18 protein-coding genes are annotated in these 19,058 nt (G+C 51.7%); all 18 read right to left on the bottom strand.

Going from position 1 to position 19,058, the window contains the following annotated elements; all coding sequences use genetic code 11:
* Positions 1-801: 801 nt before the first annotated feature.
* Positions 802-1,446, bottom strand: a complete 645-nt coding sequence (trhA, locus tag AN477_RS13620) for a PAQR family membrane homeostasis protein TrhA (protein ID WP_054969706.1) — start codon at positions 1,444-1,446, stop codon at positions 802-804.
* Between the two features lie 313 nt (positions 1,447-1,759).
* Positions 1,760-2,500: an SDR family oxidoreductase gene (locus AN477_RS13615; RefSeq protein ID WP_054969705.1), complete on the bottom strand. Its 741-nt coding sequence runs from the start codon at positions 2,498-2,500 to the stop codon at positions 1,760-1,762.
* 115 nt (positions 2,501-2,615) lie between these two features.
* The gene (locus AN477_RS13610) at positions 2,616-2,897 is read right to left on the bottom strand and encodes a Dabb family protein (RefSeq protein WP_054969704.1); all 282 of its coding nucleotides are present in this window, start codon (positions 2,895-2,897) and stop codon (positions 2,616-2,618) included.
* A gap of 45 nt (positions 2,898-2,942) precedes the next feature.
* Positions 2,943-3,611 (bottom strand): type 1 glutamine amidotransferase domain-containing protein, encoded by a 669-nt coding sequence (locus AN477_RS13605; protein WP_054969703.1) that lies wholly within the window; start codon positions 3,609-3,611, stop codon positions 2,943-2,945.
* Between the two features lie 187 nt (positions 3,612-3,798).
* Positions 3,799-4,017 carry a hypothetical protein gene (locus AN477_RS13600; protein ID WP_054969702.1) on the bottom strand — a complete coding sequence of 73 codons (219 nt, stop codon included), beginning with the start codon at positions 4,015-4,017 and terminating at the stop codon, positions 3,799-3,801.
* A 300-nt stretch (positions 4,018-4,317) separates the two neighbouring features.
* On the bottom strand, positions 4,318-5,133 hold the full coding sequence (gene spo0A / locus AN477_RS13595) for a sporulation transcription factor Spo0A (RefSeq protein WP_054969701.1): 816 nt from the start codon (positions 5,131-5,133) through the stop codon (positions 4,318-4,320).
* 261 nt (positions 5,134-5,394) lie between these two features.
* Positions 5,395-6,738 carry a SpoIVB peptidase gene (gene spoIVB / locus AN477_RS13590; RefSeq protein WP_054969700.1) on the bottom strand — a complete coding sequence of 448 codons (1,344 nt, stop codon included), beginning with the start codon at positions 6,736-6,738 and terminating at the stop codon, positions 5,395-5,397.
* A 130-nt stretch (positions 6,739-6,868) separates the two neighbouring features.
* On the bottom strand, positions 6,869-8,575 hold the full coding sequence (gene recN, locus AN477_RS13585; RefSeq protein WP_054969699.1) for a DNA repair protein RecN: 1,707 nt from the start codon (positions 8,573-8,575) through the stop codon (positions 6,869-6,871).
* A gap of 14 nt (positions 8,576-8,589) precedes the next feature.
* Positions 8,590-9,441, bottom strand: coding sequence for an NAD(+)/NADH kinase (locus AN477_RS13580; protein ID WP_054969698.1), 852 nt, complete (start codon positions 9,439-9,441; stop codon positions 8,590-8,592).
* A 10-nt stretch (positions 9,442-9,451) separates the two neighbouring features.
* A complete protein-coding gene (locus AN477_RS13575; RefSeq protein WP_054969697.1) occupies positions 9,452-9,964 on the bottom strand; it encodes a hypothetical protein in 513 nt (170 codons plus the stop codon).
* A 41-nt stretch (positions 9,965-10,005) separates the two neighbouring features.
* Positions 10,006-10,911 (bottom strand): TlyA family RNA methyltransferase, encoded by a 906-nt coding sequence (locus tag AN477_RS13570; RefSeq protein WP_054969696.1) that lies wholly within the window; start codon positions 10,909-10,911, stop codon positions 10,006-10,008.
* Between the two features lie 2 nt (positions 10,912-10,913).
* Positions 10,914-12,839, bottom strand: a complete 1,926-nt coding sequence (gene dxs / locus AN477_RS13565) for a 1-deoxy-D-xylulose-5-phosphate synthase (RefSeq protein ID WP_054969695.1) — start codon at positions 12,837-12,839, stop codon at positions 10,914-10,916.
* A 123-nt stretch (positions 12,840-12,962) separates the two neighbouring features.
* Positions 12,963-13,553, bottom strand: a complete 591-nt coding sequence (locus AN477_RS13560; protein WP_054969730.1) for a CNNM metal transporter family protein — start codon at positions 13,551-13,553, stop codon at positions 12,963-12,965.
* Between the two features lie 774 nt (positions 13,554-14,327).
* On the bottom strand, positions 14,328-15,218 hold the full coding sequence (locus AN477_RS13555; RefSeq protein WP_054969694.1) for a polyprenyl synthetase family protein: 891 nt from the start codon (positions 15,216-15,218) through the stop codon (positions 14,328-14,330).
* Positions 15,215-15,457 carry an exodeoxyribonuclease VII small subunit gene (gene xseB, locus AN477_RS13550; protein ID WP_157061961.1) on the bottom strand — a complete coding sequence of 81 codons (243 nt, stop codon included), beginning with the start codon at positions 15,455-15,457 and terminating at the stop codon, positions 15,215-15,217. Before xseB ends, AN477_RS13555 begins: the two co-directional genes overlap by 4 nt.
* On the bottom strand, positions 15,423-16,826 hold the full coding sequence (gene xseA / locus AN477_RS13545; protein WP_054969692.1) for an exodeoxyribonuclease VII large subunit: 1,404 nt from the start codon (positions 16,824-16,826) through the stop codon (positions 15,423-15,425). Before xseA ends, xseB begins: the two co-directional genes overlap by 35 nt.
* A 108-nt stretch (positions 16,827-16,934) precedes the next feature.
* Complete coding sequence (locus AN477_RS13540) at positions 16,935-17,930, bottom strand: NAD(P)/FAD-dependent oxidoreductase (RefSeq protein WP_054969691.1); 996 nt, start codon at positions 17,928-17,930, stop codon at positions 16,935-16,937.
* A gap of 128 nt (positions 17,931-18,058) precedes the next feature.
* On the bottom strand, positions 18,059-19,054 hold the full coding sequence (locus AN477_RS13535; protein ID WP_054969690.1) for a tRNA (adenosine(37)-N6)-threonylcarbamoyltransferase complex transferase subunit TsaD: 996 nt from the start codon (positions 19,052-19,054) through the stop codon (positions 18,059-18,061).
* Positions 19,055-19,058: the final 4 nt, after the last annotated feature.

Here is a 19,058-nt window from a genome sequence, read left to right as displayed (position 1 = left end):
CGAGTCGCCCAACGACTGGTTGCTATCTCCCGTTGATACGAATCCAACACACGTTCCAGACTTTTTCGAAATGTATACGGAGCCACCGGTGCAGTAGGCAGTCTGATGCAACAGCCTCGTTCGAGCTCATGCGCCTGCGTGCATTGCATGTAGGGGCATGACCGTGACACTGTGTCACACCTATGATCTCTTCTATTTTGCCTTCGTGACATGCAGCTCCACAGCGGTTGCCAGGACACTTCCTTATAATGAGGGGCTGGCGAGGCGAGCAGACATTGGTAGACCTCACAAAGACGCCTTCCAATTCATCGTCAGACATACAAGGTGCATTCAAGGCACTTACTCCACTTCACGGGCGAACTCACTATCCTCAATCATCCAAATCGTCATCTTACCAACCGGTTCCGTTCTCGTGGGAAAGCAATCTACCTGCTTGTTGAGCCAACGACTACACTCTAACCTGCCCGCCAAATGGCCCTGCTGGACGTCATATTGGAAGAGGAACAATGTGGACGGCACAGTTCATCATCGCTACCCACTCACGTATCCTCCTGGGCTACCTAAATGTCGAGATCTTCAACTTTGACACGTCCCCCATATCTCACAGCAAGTATGAGGACACCGAACACTACATCATTACGAAACAATTCTTAGGCAACCGGGAGCGGATACTGAAGGAACTATTTCATGACCAAAGTCAGCAATATCAGCAATTGCAGCCAGTTTCCGACCGTTCGTAACGCAGTTCGGAATCGTTTAAATTCGTTATCTTTCAACTTCATGAGGGGGGCGTAGGTAACCCTACTGGGGTAATAGATACAGGAGTACACAGAAAAAGTGACACGTACTTCCTGCTATCACAAATAGATGCCACACAAAATGATGGTACTTAAACGCCCTCCACACATAGAATACTGCCCCCACCGTATAACAAATCCCCCCGGCTACCAGCAATACGATACCATGCATATGGAGATTTTGAGCGATCTGATGCCACCCCATGACGATCATCCAGCCCATTACGACGTAGAGAATAGTGGAGGTAAAGAGATACCGCTTCACGTAAAAGGCTTTGAATACTGTCCCAGCGATTGCCAGGCCCCATACAATTCCGAAAATGGTCCACCCCAACGCACCTCGAATCACGAAAAAAGTAAATGGGGTGTAAGAACCTGCTATGAAAAAATAGATCGACGTGTGATCAAAAATTTCGAAAAGGTCCTTCCCCCTTCCCTTTGGCAGGGCGTGAACCAATGCGGAAGACGTGTAAAGGATCACCATTGTTGAGCCAAAAACCGTGAAGCTGACCACATACCATGCAGTACCATGGCGTGTTGAAAAGACAATTAACAGGACCAGTGCCGCAATACTGAGTAGGGCCCCAATGCCATGTGTCACTGCATTTGCGATTTCTTCGCCTTTTGAAAACGTATGTGTCTGTGCCAAGAGAAGCCTCAGTCCCCATCTGAACAGCATTTTGTGTGCTATGTACTCAGAATAGACGATAGGCCGTCTACAACACAATGTCAGACATGCGGAAGATGGGCATCCGTTATCTGGACACCTCGGGATCCCTGTACACCTATGGAAAAACAGCGTCTTGTACAGGATGGCCGGGACCACTTGGATCTTGGGACTCACTTTTAGTGCAGCAGAAAGAGGCATAGTGACCGGCAGCTACGCCTGTTTCTGTTGCACACATTTACAAAACACTCCATCAGAGTTACCTCAGTACCGATCTCTGACGGCTTCACACGCGTCATGAGGGCTGCGTCGTGGGGCGAATCAGGATTTCGTTGACCGATGCCCTTTCTGGTTGATTAATTGCGTAGAAGATCGCCTCTGCGATGTCTTGCGATTGAAGTGCCTGTGCTGTTGCCCGAGATTTCAATGCATTCAAGGCATCCTCATCCGTTATCGTGGTAAGCAGTTCTGTCTCAACCATACCAGGAGAGATAATCGTCGCCCGAATATTGGAAGTCGGGGACAATTCCATACGGAGCCCCTCTGTAATGGCTCGAACGGCGAACTTTGTTCCGCTGTAAACTGCCCCAGCCATGCCGACACGATGTCCTGCCACAGAAGAGACGTTAATGATATGTCCGCCCTTTTTTTGTTCCATGATGGCTACGGCCGCGGCAATACCGTAAAGAACGCCTTTGATATTCACATCGATCATGCGATCCCACTCGTCCACCTTACGTTTGTTTAGGAAAGACAGGGGCATCAGTCCAGCATTATTGACCCAGACATCAATTGTGCCGTATGTTCGGACTGCAAAGTCCGCTAAGGCTTGGACATCCTCCATTGATGTAACGTCTGTACTACAATAGCTTGCCAATCCACCCATTGCCGTGATTTGTTCGACAGTTTCTTTCAATCGTTCCTCTCGGCGTGCTGACAACACAACCTTCGCTCCTGCTTGTGCCAGACGATTCGCTGTAGCTTGTCCGATACCACTGCTGGCCCCTGTGATGACAACGACCTTGTTTTCGACCAATTTTAGTAGCTCCTTTATACAAGTCAGTGCAGAAGTATGCCCGATCAAGAATTTTCCCGTAACAAAATTCCCGGCCTACATAAGGCTGGTCAAAACCTTTCCTCCGCTTTGTGGCTCATTCAAAAAACTGAATGAGCAGTTCACTGATATTCGGACGAAAATACTCTTTGGAAAACCGGACGTGGTTCTCATGTACCATGTACTCGTCGTGAGCTTGCATCGAATCAAAATCTACAGTAATTAAATATCGATATTTGAGGTCACCTTGCCCCACAGCCCGTCGAAACGTAACATTGGCCGCTCCTGGCACACTGGTCAACAATTCCGTGGTCTTCCCACGCATCAAACTTTCCTTAGACGGGTCACTCAAATTGAACAGCAATACCTTATAAATCAAGACGTCGCCTCCTGTCGTCAGTGCCACATAGATAACCGACTCTCGTTACCGGTTCTGTAGTGCTTTGACAAGTTCTTCCGCCATAAGTTCCGATGAAAAGGGATCACGGCTCGTGACGATCTGTGAATTCCCCCAAATGGCAAAAGCCTTCTGTTCAAGTTCGGGAATATAATCTGCAATTTTCCGCATTTCTTGTTCAAGACTGTATGGCAAATATGGAAGCACATCTTCTGGTTCCCAAACGTCTGGGTAACCCGTCACTTTCAGCCCTTCAACAATGCTCTTTCCATTCGGTCGTTTTGTGTAAACCAGCACGGAAGGACCGTGACATTCAGCAGCGATAATGCCTCCATGGTCGTACACCGTGTTGATGATACGGTGCAAATCATCACTCTGGGCCAAGTCAAACATTGCACCGTGGCCGCCGACAATTAGAATAACATCGTAGTCTTCTGGATTTACCTCACGTAGCTTCTTCGTATTATCGGCCCGACCAGACTCATATAATGCCTTATACGTCCCTTGTGGATCGTATTCAGGAAGAATGCTTCGCTCATCCAATTCTGGTTTTCCACCCAAGGGCGAGGCTAAATCAACAATGTGACCTGCTTCCTCAAGTGCGTTGAGTGGAGCAAATAGTTCCTCTCCCCACCACCCAGTGTGATAGTCCTTATCCTTATATCCGCTTGATACAACAGCTAATACTTTTGCCACAAATATTCCTCCTTGTAGGTTCGAAGGCGTTTGATTTGAATCTCACTAGGTGTTCCGTCTATACCCTCACGCCTATTGTGCTGCTTTTTTGAGAGCCACATCCCAAAGTGGGTTGTTCCACCATCCACAAACAGTATTGCTTTCATCATGTTCTGTTCCCAATCCCACGGATCCATGCACTGGCTTATTACAAAATCACATCACGTAATTGTGTAACAAGAAGATCTCCTTTCAGACCGAACGCTTTTGTCTCAGGGATTTTCTGGCTTTGGATGAATCGGGTAAATGTTTTATCAGTCACTTTTTGAGTTGCCATTAAAACTTCCGCTCTCTTCGTGTGACTTATCAAGCAAACTGTATTTGCACTGTGGTGCAGATCGGCCAATTCACTTAGTTTACCGTCCACCTTAGCTTCCTTGCTTTGAAGTCATTAAGAAACGAACACACAGAATTTTTCCACTCGTCAAATGTTGTTTGAGTGAAAGGTTGGACAAAGGGACTGCGACACAATATGGTCGCAGTCCCTTTTTACATACTCTCAACACTGGACAAATCCAACGACTAGGAATAGGATGACGGCAAATCTACAGAAAGGAGTCTGTTGGAATCGCACAAAAGAGTTTATTGGAATTCCAATTCTCTCTGCATCCCATTTGAGGCGAAAGTTACCCGAAGGAAACCCCGAAATCCCTTGCCCCACAAGGCCTTATCCGACCTTGTGTTCCATCCTCAGCTTATCTGCAATCATCGCAATGAACTCGCTGTTTGTCGGTTTCGTCTTGGATGCACTCACGGTATATCCAAAGACATTCCGAATCGCGTCCATGTTTCCGCGTCCCCATGCGACTTCAATGGAATGACGGATGGCGCGCTCGACGCGGGACGGCGTCGTTTTGAAACGCTCTGCAATACGAGGATACAAGGTTTTGGTAATTGAACCAAGTATTTCAACATCGTTAAACACGATGCCAATCGCTTCGCGGAGATAATGATACCCTTTGATGTGGGCAGGAACTCCAATTTCATGAATTACTTGTGTGATAGCAGCGTCAACGTCATGTTTGGAAAGCTTTTTATACGTGGAGTTCGTGGTTGAGATGGGACCCTGTGCATAAGCGAGTGCAGCGGCCACTGGCGCTACAACGGGTTCATCGTTCATCACTTGTCGAACTCTCTCGACAAGAACCGGAAGATCAAACGGCTTCAAAATGAAGTATGATACCCCAAGTTCCATTGCGCGGCGGGTGACGATCTCCTGACCAAACGCGGTGAGCATGATAACCTTTGGCATGGGCTCAGGAATTTCCGTCATGCGCTCGAGTGCGCCTAAGCCATCTAAAACAGGCATAATGATATCCAGGATGACTACATCAGGCCGTTTTGATTTTACAAGTTCCACCGCATCATTCCCGTTATATGCCACTCCGCATACTTCCATGTCGGGCTGACTGGAGAGAAACTCATATAGTACATCCGCAAACTCGCGGTTATCATCCGCGATAAGCACTTTTAGTTGTTGCACAGCAGAATTCCCCCTCAACTGATGTCACGTGAACAATTTCGACGATTTGGGGGGATGTCCTGCCAAATGTTATGTAATACTTTTCGCCTATTTTGTTGATTGGTCGACAAAATTCGACATATACATGAGTCGACCACACCGATTTCGTCCACATTCGCACATGTGCTCTTGTCAATACAGCGAGTGGTGACCCAAAAGGGCCAACAATCGGTCGAAAATTGTCGAAAAGCATTTTGTGATTTTTGTTCTTTGCGCTGTAAATCACACGCTGCCAGCATGTGCAGCATTGAGATACCTTGGGAACAGGGCTGGAACGTCTTCTTGAACCATGGTGTCCTCTGCTTCAGGATGAACACAAGCGTTCACCATCCACAAAGCGTAAACCCCGTATCCTCTGGTCGGATCCGACACAAAAACATGTGTTACTGCTCCAACAAGCCGACCATCTTGCACAATTGGGCTTCCACTCATGCCCTGAACGATACCTCCTGCTTCACGCAACAGCCTCGGATCAGTCACGTGAACCACCATGCTTTTGATTGCTGGCTCGTCCTGATGGACTAGACTTTCAATCTCAACTTTGTAGGATTTGACCGTTTGTCCCTGAAGCACGGTGAATATTTCGGCAGGACCTTTGTGTACCTGTTCAGGAAGTGCCACTGGCAGAGGCTTCCCGACGAGACCTGCGTTCGGCGCATTGGCCATGCTGCCGAAAACTCCAAAGGGTGTGTTCTCCTCAATGTTTCCAATTTGACCGAGTGACCGAACAAAGCGGCCTCGTTTCTCTCCAGGCTTTCCAGGAGCGCCTTTGACCAGTCCGGTTACTTCAGACGGATATACTGGGCCGGTCCCTTCAATAGCTTGACCTGTGTCAGCATCTGAAATCAGATGGCCGAGTGCACCAAACCTGTGGTGCTCAGGGTCGTAAAACGTCAGGGTCCCAACTCCGGTCGTTCGCTCACGCACAAACATCCCAAGATGCTTTAATCCTTGCGTATCCGTGATGGGATCGATGGTGACTTCTCGGTGCTCTTTGCCTCTTCGGATAGTAAGCTGAACGGTGCCGGAACTGTGGCTGACCGCTCGTCTGAGATCCAGCACACTCTGAACTGGATGCCCTTCCGCTGCTTCCACCACATCACCAACCTGAATGTGAGCATCCGCCGCAGGCGACCCATCTGACGGTCCAATCCTCTGGAATCCGATGACAATTAAGCCCTTGGAGTGAAGAACGACCCCAATCGACTGTCCGCCTACGATGACATCTTCTCTTGGCACCACATTAACGTGAACAGCTTTCCATGGGAGGAATCCAAAAATCCTTGTGGATACAACTGCGTCTCCGACGTCGTGCGATAATACGGACACATGAGTCAGGCCTTTGTTTCCAACCGGCAGTGTTTGCGCTTCGACAACTCGAGCATTTGAGGAATTCACTTGCAGATGACCCGGTACCTGCAAATCTAGTGTAAGTCGCTGACCAAGTGGAAGTCGGATTTCGTCGGGCGTACTGACAAGCTGTGTTACAGGACCGCTTGAACAAAGCCACGTCAAGCCGGCTGCAACCCCTAGACGGGCGCACATCCCGTACCACCCTTTATTCATGTCGATCCCCCCCCTGTACGGCACCCCCAGACGCGCTCCACCGCGCGTCCTCTCGTGCTACATAACGTGCCCGTTCAGAAGGGGATTATGATGCTCAAAAGCTGCCACGGTTCCAGTACCAGTGACGTCCCTACCCTGCCAGATGCTTTCGTGAATAAAGGAGTGCTTTCGCATGTTCCGTGGCCGTTCCATCCGCTGCATCCGAACCCAAGAGGCGTGCGATCTCACCCACTCTCCCCGTTTCGTCGAGCGCTTTGACGTCGGTCTCCGTCGCATCAGGCGTCTCTTTCTTTAGGATCTGCCAGTGTGAGGCTGCACTCGCAGCAATTTGAGCCGAATGCGTTACGCACAGAACTTGACCGCGGTCACCTAGAGCGGATAAGTGCCTGGCCAATTGGACAGCCGCAGAGCCGCTGACGCCGCTGTCGATTTCGTCGAAAACCAGCGTGGCAACGTCGTCCACTTCAGAAAGCACCGATTTGATGGCAAGGAGTGTCCTTGAAAGCTCTCCCCCCGATGCCACCTTGCTGAGGAGTTTTGGTTCTTCGCCGCGATTTGCCGAAAAAAAGTATGCCACCTCGTCGCTCCCAGATGCGGAAAAGACAGGCGCACCTTCATCATCAGTCCTCGATGCAACCGTGATGGTAAAAACTGCACGTGGAATGTCTAATTCGCGTAGAATGGTCTCTACGCGTCGGCTCATTTCCTTTGCTGCGGCCTCTCTCCGCTGATGCAAGCGACTCGATGCGTTACCCAGCTTGACCGAGATTTGATTCAGTCTGTGCACAGCCGCGTCGATTCGCTCCTCATGATGCAACAGAGCGTCTCGGGAGGCCTTTGCTTCATCCAGATAATTGAGAACGTCCTCAATAGTGGCCCCGTACTTTCGCTCCAAGCCTTTGATCTCGGCAAAACGGTCCTCAATCGCTTCGATCCGGTTTGGGTCTTGATCCACCCCTGACATATATCGCGTTAAAACCCGCAGTGCCTCTTCTGCATGGACTTGAGCTGTTTCCAACATGGTTAGACTTTCCCTGAGCGCCTCGTCGTATCCCGCTGCAGCAGCTATCTCGTGTACAGCATCGGCCAGCAAACTGTTCGCACCCGGTTTGCCGCTTTCCCCATCAACGGCCGTGAGTGCAGTTTGCAGCGACGAGAGGATCCGGTCGAGATGCTGCAGGCGCTGGCGTTCTTCACGAAGCGGCTCTTCCTCTCCCACCGACAGACGGGCCTTTTCAATTTCTTCGATTTGAAAAGTAAGCATATCAAGACGCCTCGTGCGCTCCTGTTCATCAATACGCAGCGTCTCCAGTTCTTCATTGGCCGAACGCCAATCGTCGTACAAACGCCGCACCTCGGCCAGAGTATCGCTGTATCCGCCAAATAGGTCTAGCATTCGGAGTTGCTCATCTGCCCGGAGCAGCCCTTGTTGGTCATGTTGCCCGTGTTGTTGAACCAAATGACGGCCTAACTGCCGAAGCATCTGAACGGTCACTAAGCGGCCATTGACACGGCACACGGTCCGCCCATTTTGTTGGATCTCCCGCGTGACAATCAGGTCGTCATCGTCTTCAAACGGAATGGCCCATTCAGCAAGAATGGGTGCAATTACGTCGCGCTGCCGCTCGACCGAAAACAATCCCTCAACCATCGCCGTGTCTGAGCCATGTCGGATGAGATCACTAGTCGCTCGCTGGCCAAGCAACAGTCCGAGTGCATCCAGAATAATGGACTTTCCTGCACCCGTCTCTCCTGTCAGCACTACGAGTCCCCGATCAAACTGCAGATGAACTTCGCGAATCAACGCCACGTTGCGGATGGAAAGTTCGGCCAGCATACAATCCCCTCACTCTACACGGACTGGTCTCCGTACCGGAGTTTTTTGCGGAGCACCGAAAAGAATTCCCTGTCTCGCCACTTGACCAGCGTCACGTCGACTGGTGAGCGTTCGACGGTGACTTCGTCTCCTGCAACGAGCGGGAAACCAACCTGTCCGTCTACGGTCAGGCCAACGTCATCTTGCGGACCGCGCACCACGAGGCGAATGGTTTGACTGCTGTCAATGACACAAGGTCTCGAAACAAGCGTATGAGGGCAAATCGGGGTGATCAAAATTGCCTTTGCATATGGGACAACAATGGGTCCACCGCATGACAGTGAGTATGCGGTCGATCCGGTGGGTGTGGATACAAGCACCCCGTCACCCCGATAGGAATCGAGCAGCACATCGTCGACATAGACCTCGACGGTCACCATCCGTGCGAACGAGCCTTTGCCAATAGCAACATCGTTGATGCCTATAAAATGCGGTTTGCTGTCGCCGTTTTCCCGAATCACATGGGTACAAAGAGCCAGCCTTTGCTCGAGGTCGTACTCTCTCTCAACAACACGGCGCACTGTTTCCTGCAAGTTGCCAGGGTCAGCTTCGCTGAGGAAACCTAAATGTCCGAGGTTGATACCGAGCAAAGGGACTTTGAAGTCCACAAGCTTTCTCGCTGCCCCGAGCAAAGTTCCATCCCCGCCAAGGACAAAGATCAGTTCTGCTCCCTGAAAAGCCTTCCCTGTCACAGTGTCTGCTGCGAGTTCGTCTGTGGTCGCTGTAACCTGGGCGAACCCGTGTTGACTCAAAAGCTGACAAAGCCGTTGCTTTGTATCATCAGCACCCGGCTTATCCTGGTTGACCAAAACACCGACAGTTCTCATTTGCTTCCCCCTAACGCCCATGAAGCCACATGACTGCTGTAAACGCACCAGCACAGAACCACAACGTTCGGTTCAGGACCTTGCGCCATTTCACATACGAAGGTGATTTCATCATAAAGTCAATAGAGTGAATCTGCTCATTCTCCACATCGATCTGCAACGCTCCGTGAACGTGGAAAGCCTCCACGAGAGGATGCCATTCCCCGCGTAGTTTTACACCATTTACGCCTTTGTCCCTACTATTTGTTACTTTTACCACATATGTACGCGCACCCTTACGGACGATGAAGTCCGCAATCAACTGCCTTTCGAATTGCCGGCTGTCGTAATACCCCGTCCAAGTGGCCCGTTGACGCACGCGGATAATCTGGTATCCGTTTTCCTCTAGCCAGTCCATAGCTGCGCGAAACTTTCCTCGAAGCGGGGTCTGCTTTTCCTTCCCCCACTGACGGAACATGGATTTGATGACCAGCCACACAAACGCAACTGCGATCAACAGAGCAAAGACATCCCGTAACTGCATCTGGTGTCTCCCCCCACCGATGTCCGAATCTTGTCCTTACATTAGGATTCGGGTTCAGAGTGCCCTTTTCCTTGTTCGCTGAGGGAATTCCATGCGTCGTGTACCACCTGTGCAACCTCAGCCGCGGAGATTATCGGTATGCCGGCAGCCTTGGCGGGAAGATCGTCTGGTTCCTCCGCAGACTGTGCCTTGTCATTGGATTGCAGGTTTCCTTTACTTTCCCACCAACTTAAGTACTCAATATTGCCGTCGCCTCCGGTTACCGGCGAATACGTCAACCCTCGAAGGACTAATCCGAGTTTTTCTCCCATGTCGGCGTGTTCACGAAGTACGCGTTCGTGAACCAGTCTGTCGCGAACGATTCCGCCCTTTCCAACGTCTTCACGGCCCGCCTCAAACTGCGGCTTGACTAAAGATACAATTGTAAACGGCACTCTCAGCACCTCGACCAATTTCGGGAACAAGAGTCCAGCAGAAATGAACGAAACATCCATCACCGCGAACGAAGGCTTTGGGTCGAAGACGAACGGATCGACATGGCGGAAGTTCGTCCGCTCCATCACAGTGACCCGTTCGTCCGCACGCAGTTTCCATGCCAACTGTCCATAGCCCACGTCTACCGAGTACACATGAGCTGCACCGTGTTGCAGAGCACAGTCTGTAAAACCACCAGTGGATGCACCGACATCAATCACAACAGCACCGCCAATGTCGAGGGCAAACGCAGCCAACGCCTTTTCAAGTTTCAACCCGCCCCGCCCGACGTAGGGATGCAATGGCTTGTCCACTGCGATTTGCAGGTCTTCCTTAACCTGCAGTCCCGGTTTATCCAGGACCTCCTCACCATGCTTCACAAGGCCGGCCATGACAGCACGGCGGGCTGCCTCCCGACTAGGGAACAGCCCGCGTTGATGCAACAAAACATCCAGTCGAATCTTGCCTGCCATCTCTAACTCCAAGCCCGGACAGACGGGGATTGCCGAGCGTCCTTGTGTCCGCACAGTTTCGTCGCTGCGTCCACAACGTGATCGACATCGAGGCCGATTTCTGACAACACCTCTGCCCGCGTTCCGTGCTCGATAAAGTGGTCTGGGAAGCCTTTTCGGGCAAGCTCCGTTTGAATGCCTTCATCCATTAACAGTTCTGCCACGGCTGAACCAAACCCGCCGGCAAGTGCCCCTTCTTCGATGGTCATGAGAGGCATCACTTTTGCGTACCGAATGATGGTTTCCTTGTCAAGCGGCTTGATGTAACGCGCGTTGATGATGGACGCAGACAAGCCTTGCTGTGCGAGGCGTTCTGCAGCCTGCAGAGCAACGCCTACCATTGGTCCAACGGCCATGATGCAAAGGTCGTCCCCTTCTCGGAGAAGCTCAGACTTGCCGATGGGAATTTCATGAAGCGGTTCCTCGACATTTGCACCCGCTCCGTCAGCGCGCGGATAGCGCACAGCTACAGGTCCTTGTTGTTGCAGAGCCGTAAACATCATATGACGCAGTTCGCCTTCATCTTTCGGCATCATCAGGGTCAAGTTCGGAATTGTCCTGAGGTAGGCCATGTCGAACGCCCCTTGATGCGTCTCTCCATCAGGCCCGACAATCCCAGCCCGGTCAATCGCAATTACCACTGGAAGCTGTTGGATGCAGATGTCGTGGATGACTTGGTCATACGCACGTTGCAGAAACGTAGAATAGATGGCAAGCACAGGCTTTCGTCCTGCTGCGGCGAGTCCTGCACAAAATGTCGCTGCGTGCTGCTCCGCTATCCCGACATCGTAGATCCGGTTTGGAAAGCGCTCGCGAAACTTGGTGAGCCCAGACCCGGGAACCATGGCTGGGGTCACTGCCACAACACGAGGGTCAGCCTCTGCAAGTTCCATCATAGTGTCCCCAAACACCTTGCTATAAGATGGCGGGCTGTTCTTCTTGGCACTTGATGGCCATGCATGCCACTTATCCGGCGCCTCTTCAGCAGATGCGTAGCCTTTGCCCTTTTGCGTCACCATGTGCAACAGGACGGGGCCGCGAAGGTTCTTCGCATCTTCAAGCATTTTCAACAGTGACGGGAGGTCATGCCCGTCAACCGGCCCAAGGTATTTGAATCCAAACCCCTCAAACAAGAGACCTGGGACAAACATGTGACGCATCGAGTCTTTCAGCCGCTCCAAGGTTCGAGTTAAAGTCCTTCCGATACCAGGAACCCTGCGCATGGCATTTTCAATCTCGGCCTTCGCGCGGGAGTACGTCGGATCACTGCGTAAACGCGTGAGGTATTGAGATAACGCCCCGACGTTCTCGGCAATAGACATTTCGTTGTCGTTCAGAATGACGAGAAAGTCCGTACCGACTTCCCCTGCATGGTTTAAAGCTTCCATGGCCATCCCGCCCGTCAGGGCTCCGTCTCCGATGACGCTGACCACTTTATAATGTTGTCCGGCGAGATCGCGCGCAACAGCCATGCCGAGTCCAGCCGAAATAGATGTACTCGCATGACCAACCCCAAAAGCATCATGTGGACTTTCGTTGCGTTTTGGAAATCCTGCAAGGCCCTTAAACTTCCTGAGCGTCGAAAACTTGTCCATACGGCCGGTAAGCATCTTATGGACATAAGCCTGATGTCCTACGTCCCAAACAATTTTGTCTCGCGGACTGTCAAACACCTTATGCAAAGCAAGCGTCAACTCGACGACCCCAAGGTTCGCACCAAAGTGCCCGCCCGTTTTCGAGACTGATTCGACAAGAAACTCTCGTACCTCGGCGGCGAGATCGACCAATTGAGATTCGTTGAGACGTTTTAAATCCTTTGGACTCCTTATATGTTCAAGCAACGTAAAGCAACACCCCTCGAATGAGCCATCTGCCCATGACAATTCCATGCGCCTATTATAACGCAAGTTGCGACAAACGATGGCCCATTGTGCTAATGCGAGTAATCAGGTTTGCAACTTGATGGTGTCTATGTATGAATCCACACTTATCTCTGACACGAAGCGACCTTGTCAGTTCTTCGTTTTGCGACGTCGAGCAGCCACAGCTTCGACCGGCTTTCGCCAAAGAAACAGCGTGTCGAAAGCCTTAGCGGCGAACAACACAATCGGTGTCGGAGACTGAATGGCAACCGTCTTTCCAATCGCCTTGGCCCCAACGGTAAGTGCCGTGATAAATGCTGTCAGTAAAATGACAATCAGTTCAGCAGTCCATCCTTTACTGTGGAGCGCCTTTTGCAACTGCACGGAGACGGCCAAGGCGCCAGCACCGCTGAGCACACCGGCGATGTCACCTACGACATCACTTGCCAGGCTGGAGACTTTCTCTGCGTTTCGCACAATAAAAATAGCTCGTCTCGCCCCGAACACCCGTTTTGACGCCATGGCGTGGAAGGGCGTTTCCCGCGCTGCCGCTGCAGCAACGCCCAACATGTCGAACAGTGCACCGATGAAAACAATGATTAATACCACCAAGGTCCCAACGTACCAGGGAATTTGATCTAAAAAAATAGTGGCTGTGTCAAACACACCACTGAGTGGAAAGGATAATGCCGCAACCGACAGAATGAACGGCAGCGCAGTTTTTACGGTTGTCTTCTTCATATGTAATTCGTCGCTCCCAACGTACGCGAAGAAAACACTGATGGGTGGCAGCTCTTTGGGTAAACGCTGTGGCTTAGGTCCAGTAGGTTTTCCCAAGGATGCACCCATGTGTCGCCACATAGGCGGTTTCCCTTTACGCATCCCTTGACCGTGTCGCCAGCGGTCAGACTGGATTACCACTTAGTCCACACTATAATCCCCAAAGAGCCACGCTACGGCGAACAGTCTAGGCGTTTTCCGCGACAGCCGTTACCAACTCATAGCCTCTTTTGCGTTGAGTCATTTCATGCAGCACCAGCAGCGCATCCCTGGCCAGGGAGCAATTGCCTGTTTCCCGCAATCCTTGACTCCCGCTCAAGGCAGGCTACACTGCACACAGATTGGCTCCGCATGCAGGTTCATACCCCAAGCCATCGCCTCGTATCTTAGCAGGCCACGCACTTGGGCCTCCGCGAAAGATGGGTCAGGTCGCGCATGCCATTGCACGTTGCCCACCTTTCTTAACTCCCAGTAACAACCCAGGGCTGGGCTCCCCAAGCCACCACCAGGAACTTCATCGATGTGCCCTTTGGCGGATTTTTAGCCCCGCCTTCAGAGTTGGACGACTGACTAGAATACTGCGCCACCCGCGAATGCACCTATTATACCATATGTGCAGTGCGTCCGTTCAGACGAAAGAATTCCACCACATGCAGCGTTATACGGCATTACCTCTAGTCTTCTCCGTTGGAAACTTCCATGGGAAATCTCTGTTGCAAGCGTTCACCTGAAATGCTAGAACGCGCGCGCCACAATAAACTTTGCAATCTCAGTCAGTTGAACAGACTCAATCTTTGCACCCTCGAGCGCTGACAGCGCTGAATTCACAGATTCAATTGCACGCATTTTCGTCTTTTCGAGACCCATCAATCTTGGATACGTAAACTTTTCCAAGCGCAAGTCACTGCCCTGCGTCTTACCGAGCTTTTCCGTATCGCCAGCTACATCGAGCCAATCATCCATCATCTGAAAAGCAAGTCCAATATTCGCACCGTAACTCTCGAGGGCCTGCCGTTGCAATGCTGTCAGGTCAGCGAAAAGTCCGCCAATGACGACTGCAGCCTGTATCAACGCACCTGTTTTGCGTGAATGAATAAACTCGAGTTCCGCAAGTGTGCCTTCTTTGTGCTCTGCGAGCAAGTCGGCTTGTTGACCGCCGACCATTCCATATGGTCCTGCGGCGTGCGACAATCGTTGAATCATCGCCAGTTGTCTTTCAGTGTCAACTCCAAGCGGACTGGAAAGCAGATAAAAGGCATGCGTAAGCAGCCCATCTCCCGCCAGCAACGCAGTCGCCTCACCGTAGACCTTGTGATTGGTTGGTTTGCCGCGTCTTAGGTCGTCATCGTCCATAGCTGGCATGTCATCGTGGATGAGGGAATAGCAGTGAATGAGTTCTAGTGCGAGTGCAGCAGGCAGGGCCTTGCCGACGGGGATGCCAAACGTCTCTGCAGTCGCAAGGCAAAGCATCGGACGAAGTCGTTTACCGCCGCTTAACAGACTATACCGCATGGAATCAAACAAAACCTCTGGGACATCTTCACCCGGGAATACTGGACGCAGATTCGCCTCAATCAGGTTTTTTCGCTCTTCCATATATGCGCCAAGGTCAAAAGCCTCTGTCATTCAGCAACCTCCGAAGTTTGAACTGCTGTTACGCTCCCGTCCTGTTCGATGAGTTGCACAATCTCCAGTTCCGCCTTATCAAGTTGCTGGCGGCAGAACTGCACGAGACTCATGGCCTGCTTGTACTGGTCGATAGACTCGCCGAGCGGCAAGTCTCCCGATTCAAGCTTGCGAACCGTTTCTTCCAACTGCTTCATGGCCTGCTCAAATGTCAAGTCGGGATTGAACTGCTCGCCCATGATCTTCCTCCCATTCATCAACAATCCGTGCTCCAACCGTTCCATCTTGGAAACGCAGATGTACCGCATCCCCCTGCTTCAACTGTGAAACTGATGTGACAACAGTGGTCTTGTCCGCACCGTAAATAACCCCGTACCCTCGACTCAAAACGGCAAGTGGATTCAGTGCAGTGAGTGTTGCAACAAGTTTCTCAAAATGACTGTTCCGAGAGGCCATCTGAGCCTCTATTTTTCCGCGAGATCGGTTTTCCAATCCGGAGAGCACAGTTCGTTGCCTTTCAATTTGATGACGAATGTCGTGCCGCACCACTCGGTCTCGCAAGTATTGAAACTTCCGATCCGCTTTCCGAATTGGCCGTTCTGCGTATTGTCTTAATTGACTCTCCAGGTAATCTACGGACTGTCGGTGAACTGCAATGATTCGCCTCGGGTCTTGCAGAGCCCGTGACCGTTCAGAGAGCTCTAAGCGTTGCCGCGCTCCTTCAAGACGACGGGCCAGCGCTGTCTCCGCCCGATTTTTAATCTGAGAGAGTAGTATCAAAAGTTCTTGTGCCGTTGGCGCCGCTTGCTCTGCAGCGGCAGTCGGTGTTGCGGCTCGAACATCGGCCACAAAGTCTGATATCGTGAAATCCGTCTCGTGTCCCACAGCGGAAATCACCGGAATCGGACAGGCGGCGATAGCCCTCGCCAAGACCTCTTCATTAAAAGGCCACAACTCCTCGAGCGAGCCCCCTCCACGTGCAATAATCAGAACATCGATGGGCTCGACGGTTTGCGAATACAGGAGCAACCGTTCAATCCCCCGAACCAATGTCCCGGCCGCGGTGGGACCCTGCACCTGGGCGGGAGATAAAACAACCTTCGTGTTTGGGTAACGACGACGAAGCGTGGAGCAGATGTCTCGAATGACTGCCCCCGTCGGAGACGTGACCACACCGATCCGCTGCGGATAGCGCGGCAGGGGCCGTTTGCGGCTCTCCGCAAACAACCCCTCGCTGTTCAGACGTTCTTTCAGTTGCACAAACGCGACATAAAGCGCCCCAACGCCGTCTGGTTGCATTTCCTCGACATACATCTGGTAGGAGCCATCCCGATCGAAGACACTCAGCGATCCTGCCACGATAACGCGCATCCCGTCCTGTGGCCGAAACGTAACAGAACGATTCTTCCCTGCGAACATCACAGCCCGTAACCGACTGTGCTCATCCTTTAGGGTAAAGTACATGTGACCGCTGCTATGGTGTTTGAAGTTGGATATTTCACCCGCCACGTAACACCGGGTAAACTTGGGCTCCGCTTCGAACATGCGGCGAACCACTGCGTTCAGTTCACTCACGGTATAAATCTGCTGCGCAGGGACTACACTCACATCTACCGTTCCCTTCAAAAGATGTATCTGTGTCGGAGTACTCTTGTAAAATAGCTGATCTCTCGTTGCCGAACAGCGAACGGACATAGACAGCTGCAAAGGCTGCAACTATTCCGAACGGCTGCTGCTGTGTCCCGGACTCAGCTTAGCTTTCGGGTCAATAAACGTCTTAGCGTTGTTGACAGCTGTCGGAGCTTCTCCGAACCCTGTCGCAATCAACTTGACTTTCCCGGGATAAGTGACGACATCTCCGGCAGCGTACACACCCGGAATGCTGGTTTCCATTTTCGTATTGACGATGATTTCGTTATTCTCAATCTCGAGTCCCCACTCGTTGATAGGTCCAAGGGATGCGGAAAACCCGAGACCGCTCACAATGGCATCCACTTCAAGTTCGGTGACTTCTTTGGTCTTGTTGTGAATTAAGTCAACCCGCTCGACCTTGCCATCTCCGTGCACAGCCTTCAGTTCGACGAACGTCCGAACATCGACACTCGAGTTTTGAAGTTTGTTGACGGTTTCTTCGTGGGCACGGAACTGGTCACGGCGATGAATCAGTGTCACCTTGGAGGCAACTCCTTCGAGCATCAACGCAAAATCAAGCGCTGTGTCACCGCCGCCAACCACGAGAACGCTGTGACCACGGAAGTTGTCCAAATTGTCGAGGTAATAGTAGAGTCCCTTACCCTCGTATTGGTCTGCACCTTCTGCCGGAAGGAGACGAGGCGTAAACATTCCAATCCCACCACAAATCAAGATTGCTCGGGAATAGTGAACGCCTTTGTCTGTCTTGAGCTCGAAGACGCCATCCTCGCGGCGGTGGAGTTCCTGGGCACGCTCGTTCAGGTGCACAGTTGGGTTGTATTGGAATGCCTGTTCTTTTAACTGGCTGACCAGATCACGGGCACGGATCTTTGGGAACCCGCCAACGTCGAAAATATACTTCTCCGGGTACAACTCAGCAAGTTGGCCGCCAAGTTCAGGCAGACTGTCAATGATTTTACAGGTTGCATTACGCATGCCACAGTAAAAAGCAGCAAACAGTCCTGTAGGACCGCCTCCGATAATCGTGATGTCAAACACGTCATTCTGGTTGGGACTCATCACTTTCCCTCCTCAAGGTGTGGACCGAAAGCCCGACTGATAATACGAACAATGAAATCTAGCCATTCGAATTATAGCGCATCCTGTCATATCCTACTACCTAACAAAATGAGAATGAGCCAGATGGACTATGTATGACTACAGAGGTATCTTCTTGCAATGGAAGCAACCCCTAGCGCATTGTCAGACGAAAATGTTGGTTCAGCAAACAGGACTCGAAGATGCGGAACCTCGATGGACAGCCGTTTTTTCACACGTTCGCGGATCCACTCATTGGCCATCACCCCTCCCGCGAGGATGCAAGTGGCAGCTTGGGGTCGCTGCATAGCAGCATTTCGAATCGCTTTGACCAGGCTGTTCGCAATGGATGAAAACACTGCCCTAGCGATGATGGGTGCGGATATGCCAGCACCAACCGCACGCAATGCTGCGCTGCATGGCCCAGAGAAGCTCATGTCACATCCCTTGACACTCGCTGACAACCGGAAACCTGAATCTCCTTCCGACTCCGCGCCGGCCTCGCTCATCAGTCGTTCCAAATGCGCTCCGGACGGAAATGGCAGACCGAGTGCAACACCGACTCGATCCACGAATTGACCAGCATTTAAATCTGAGCTGCTGCCAAGCGATTCTATGTCATATCCGAAACGGGTTCGTCTCGCTAACAGGACATCGGAAGTCCCGCCAGATAGGTGAATCGCGAGAAAAGGCGCATCCTCGTTGGCACACAGACTGTAATCTGCCGCAGCAAGATGTCCTTCCTGGTGGGATGTTCTGACAAGCGGTATTCCGCATAATCCTGCAAACGTCTCTGCATACCGTGTTCCGGCAAGAAATACCGGCATGTAAGAAGATGCGAGAGGACGCGGCCGTACGGAGACACCAACGCCCCGCCATGCGACACCCTTTGCACTGATGGACCTCATGAGCAGGGACGTGACCTCAGGTAACTGCTGTACATGAAAAAAGAGTGCATCGGATTGCCGAAGCCCTCTCTCACCGCTTGCTACAGGTAACAACTTGCGCGCCTCTGCGACCATTCGTCCATCGGACCATGAGACAGCACACAGAGATGTCGTGTAATTACTCGTATCGATGCCCAAGACCAGTTCCAGCGGTCTCACCTCC

The sequence above is a fragment of the Paenalicyclobacillus ferrooxydans genome (genome assembly GCF_001399675.1).
In the GTDB taxonomy this organism is placed as follows: domain Bacteria; phylum Bacillota; class Bacilli; order Alicyclobacillales; family Alicyclobacillaceae; genus Alicyclobacillus_B; species Alicyclobacillus_B ferrooxydans.
Note: the sequence above shows the minus strand (reverse complement) of the source record. Positions and strands in the feature narration are given on the sequence as shown.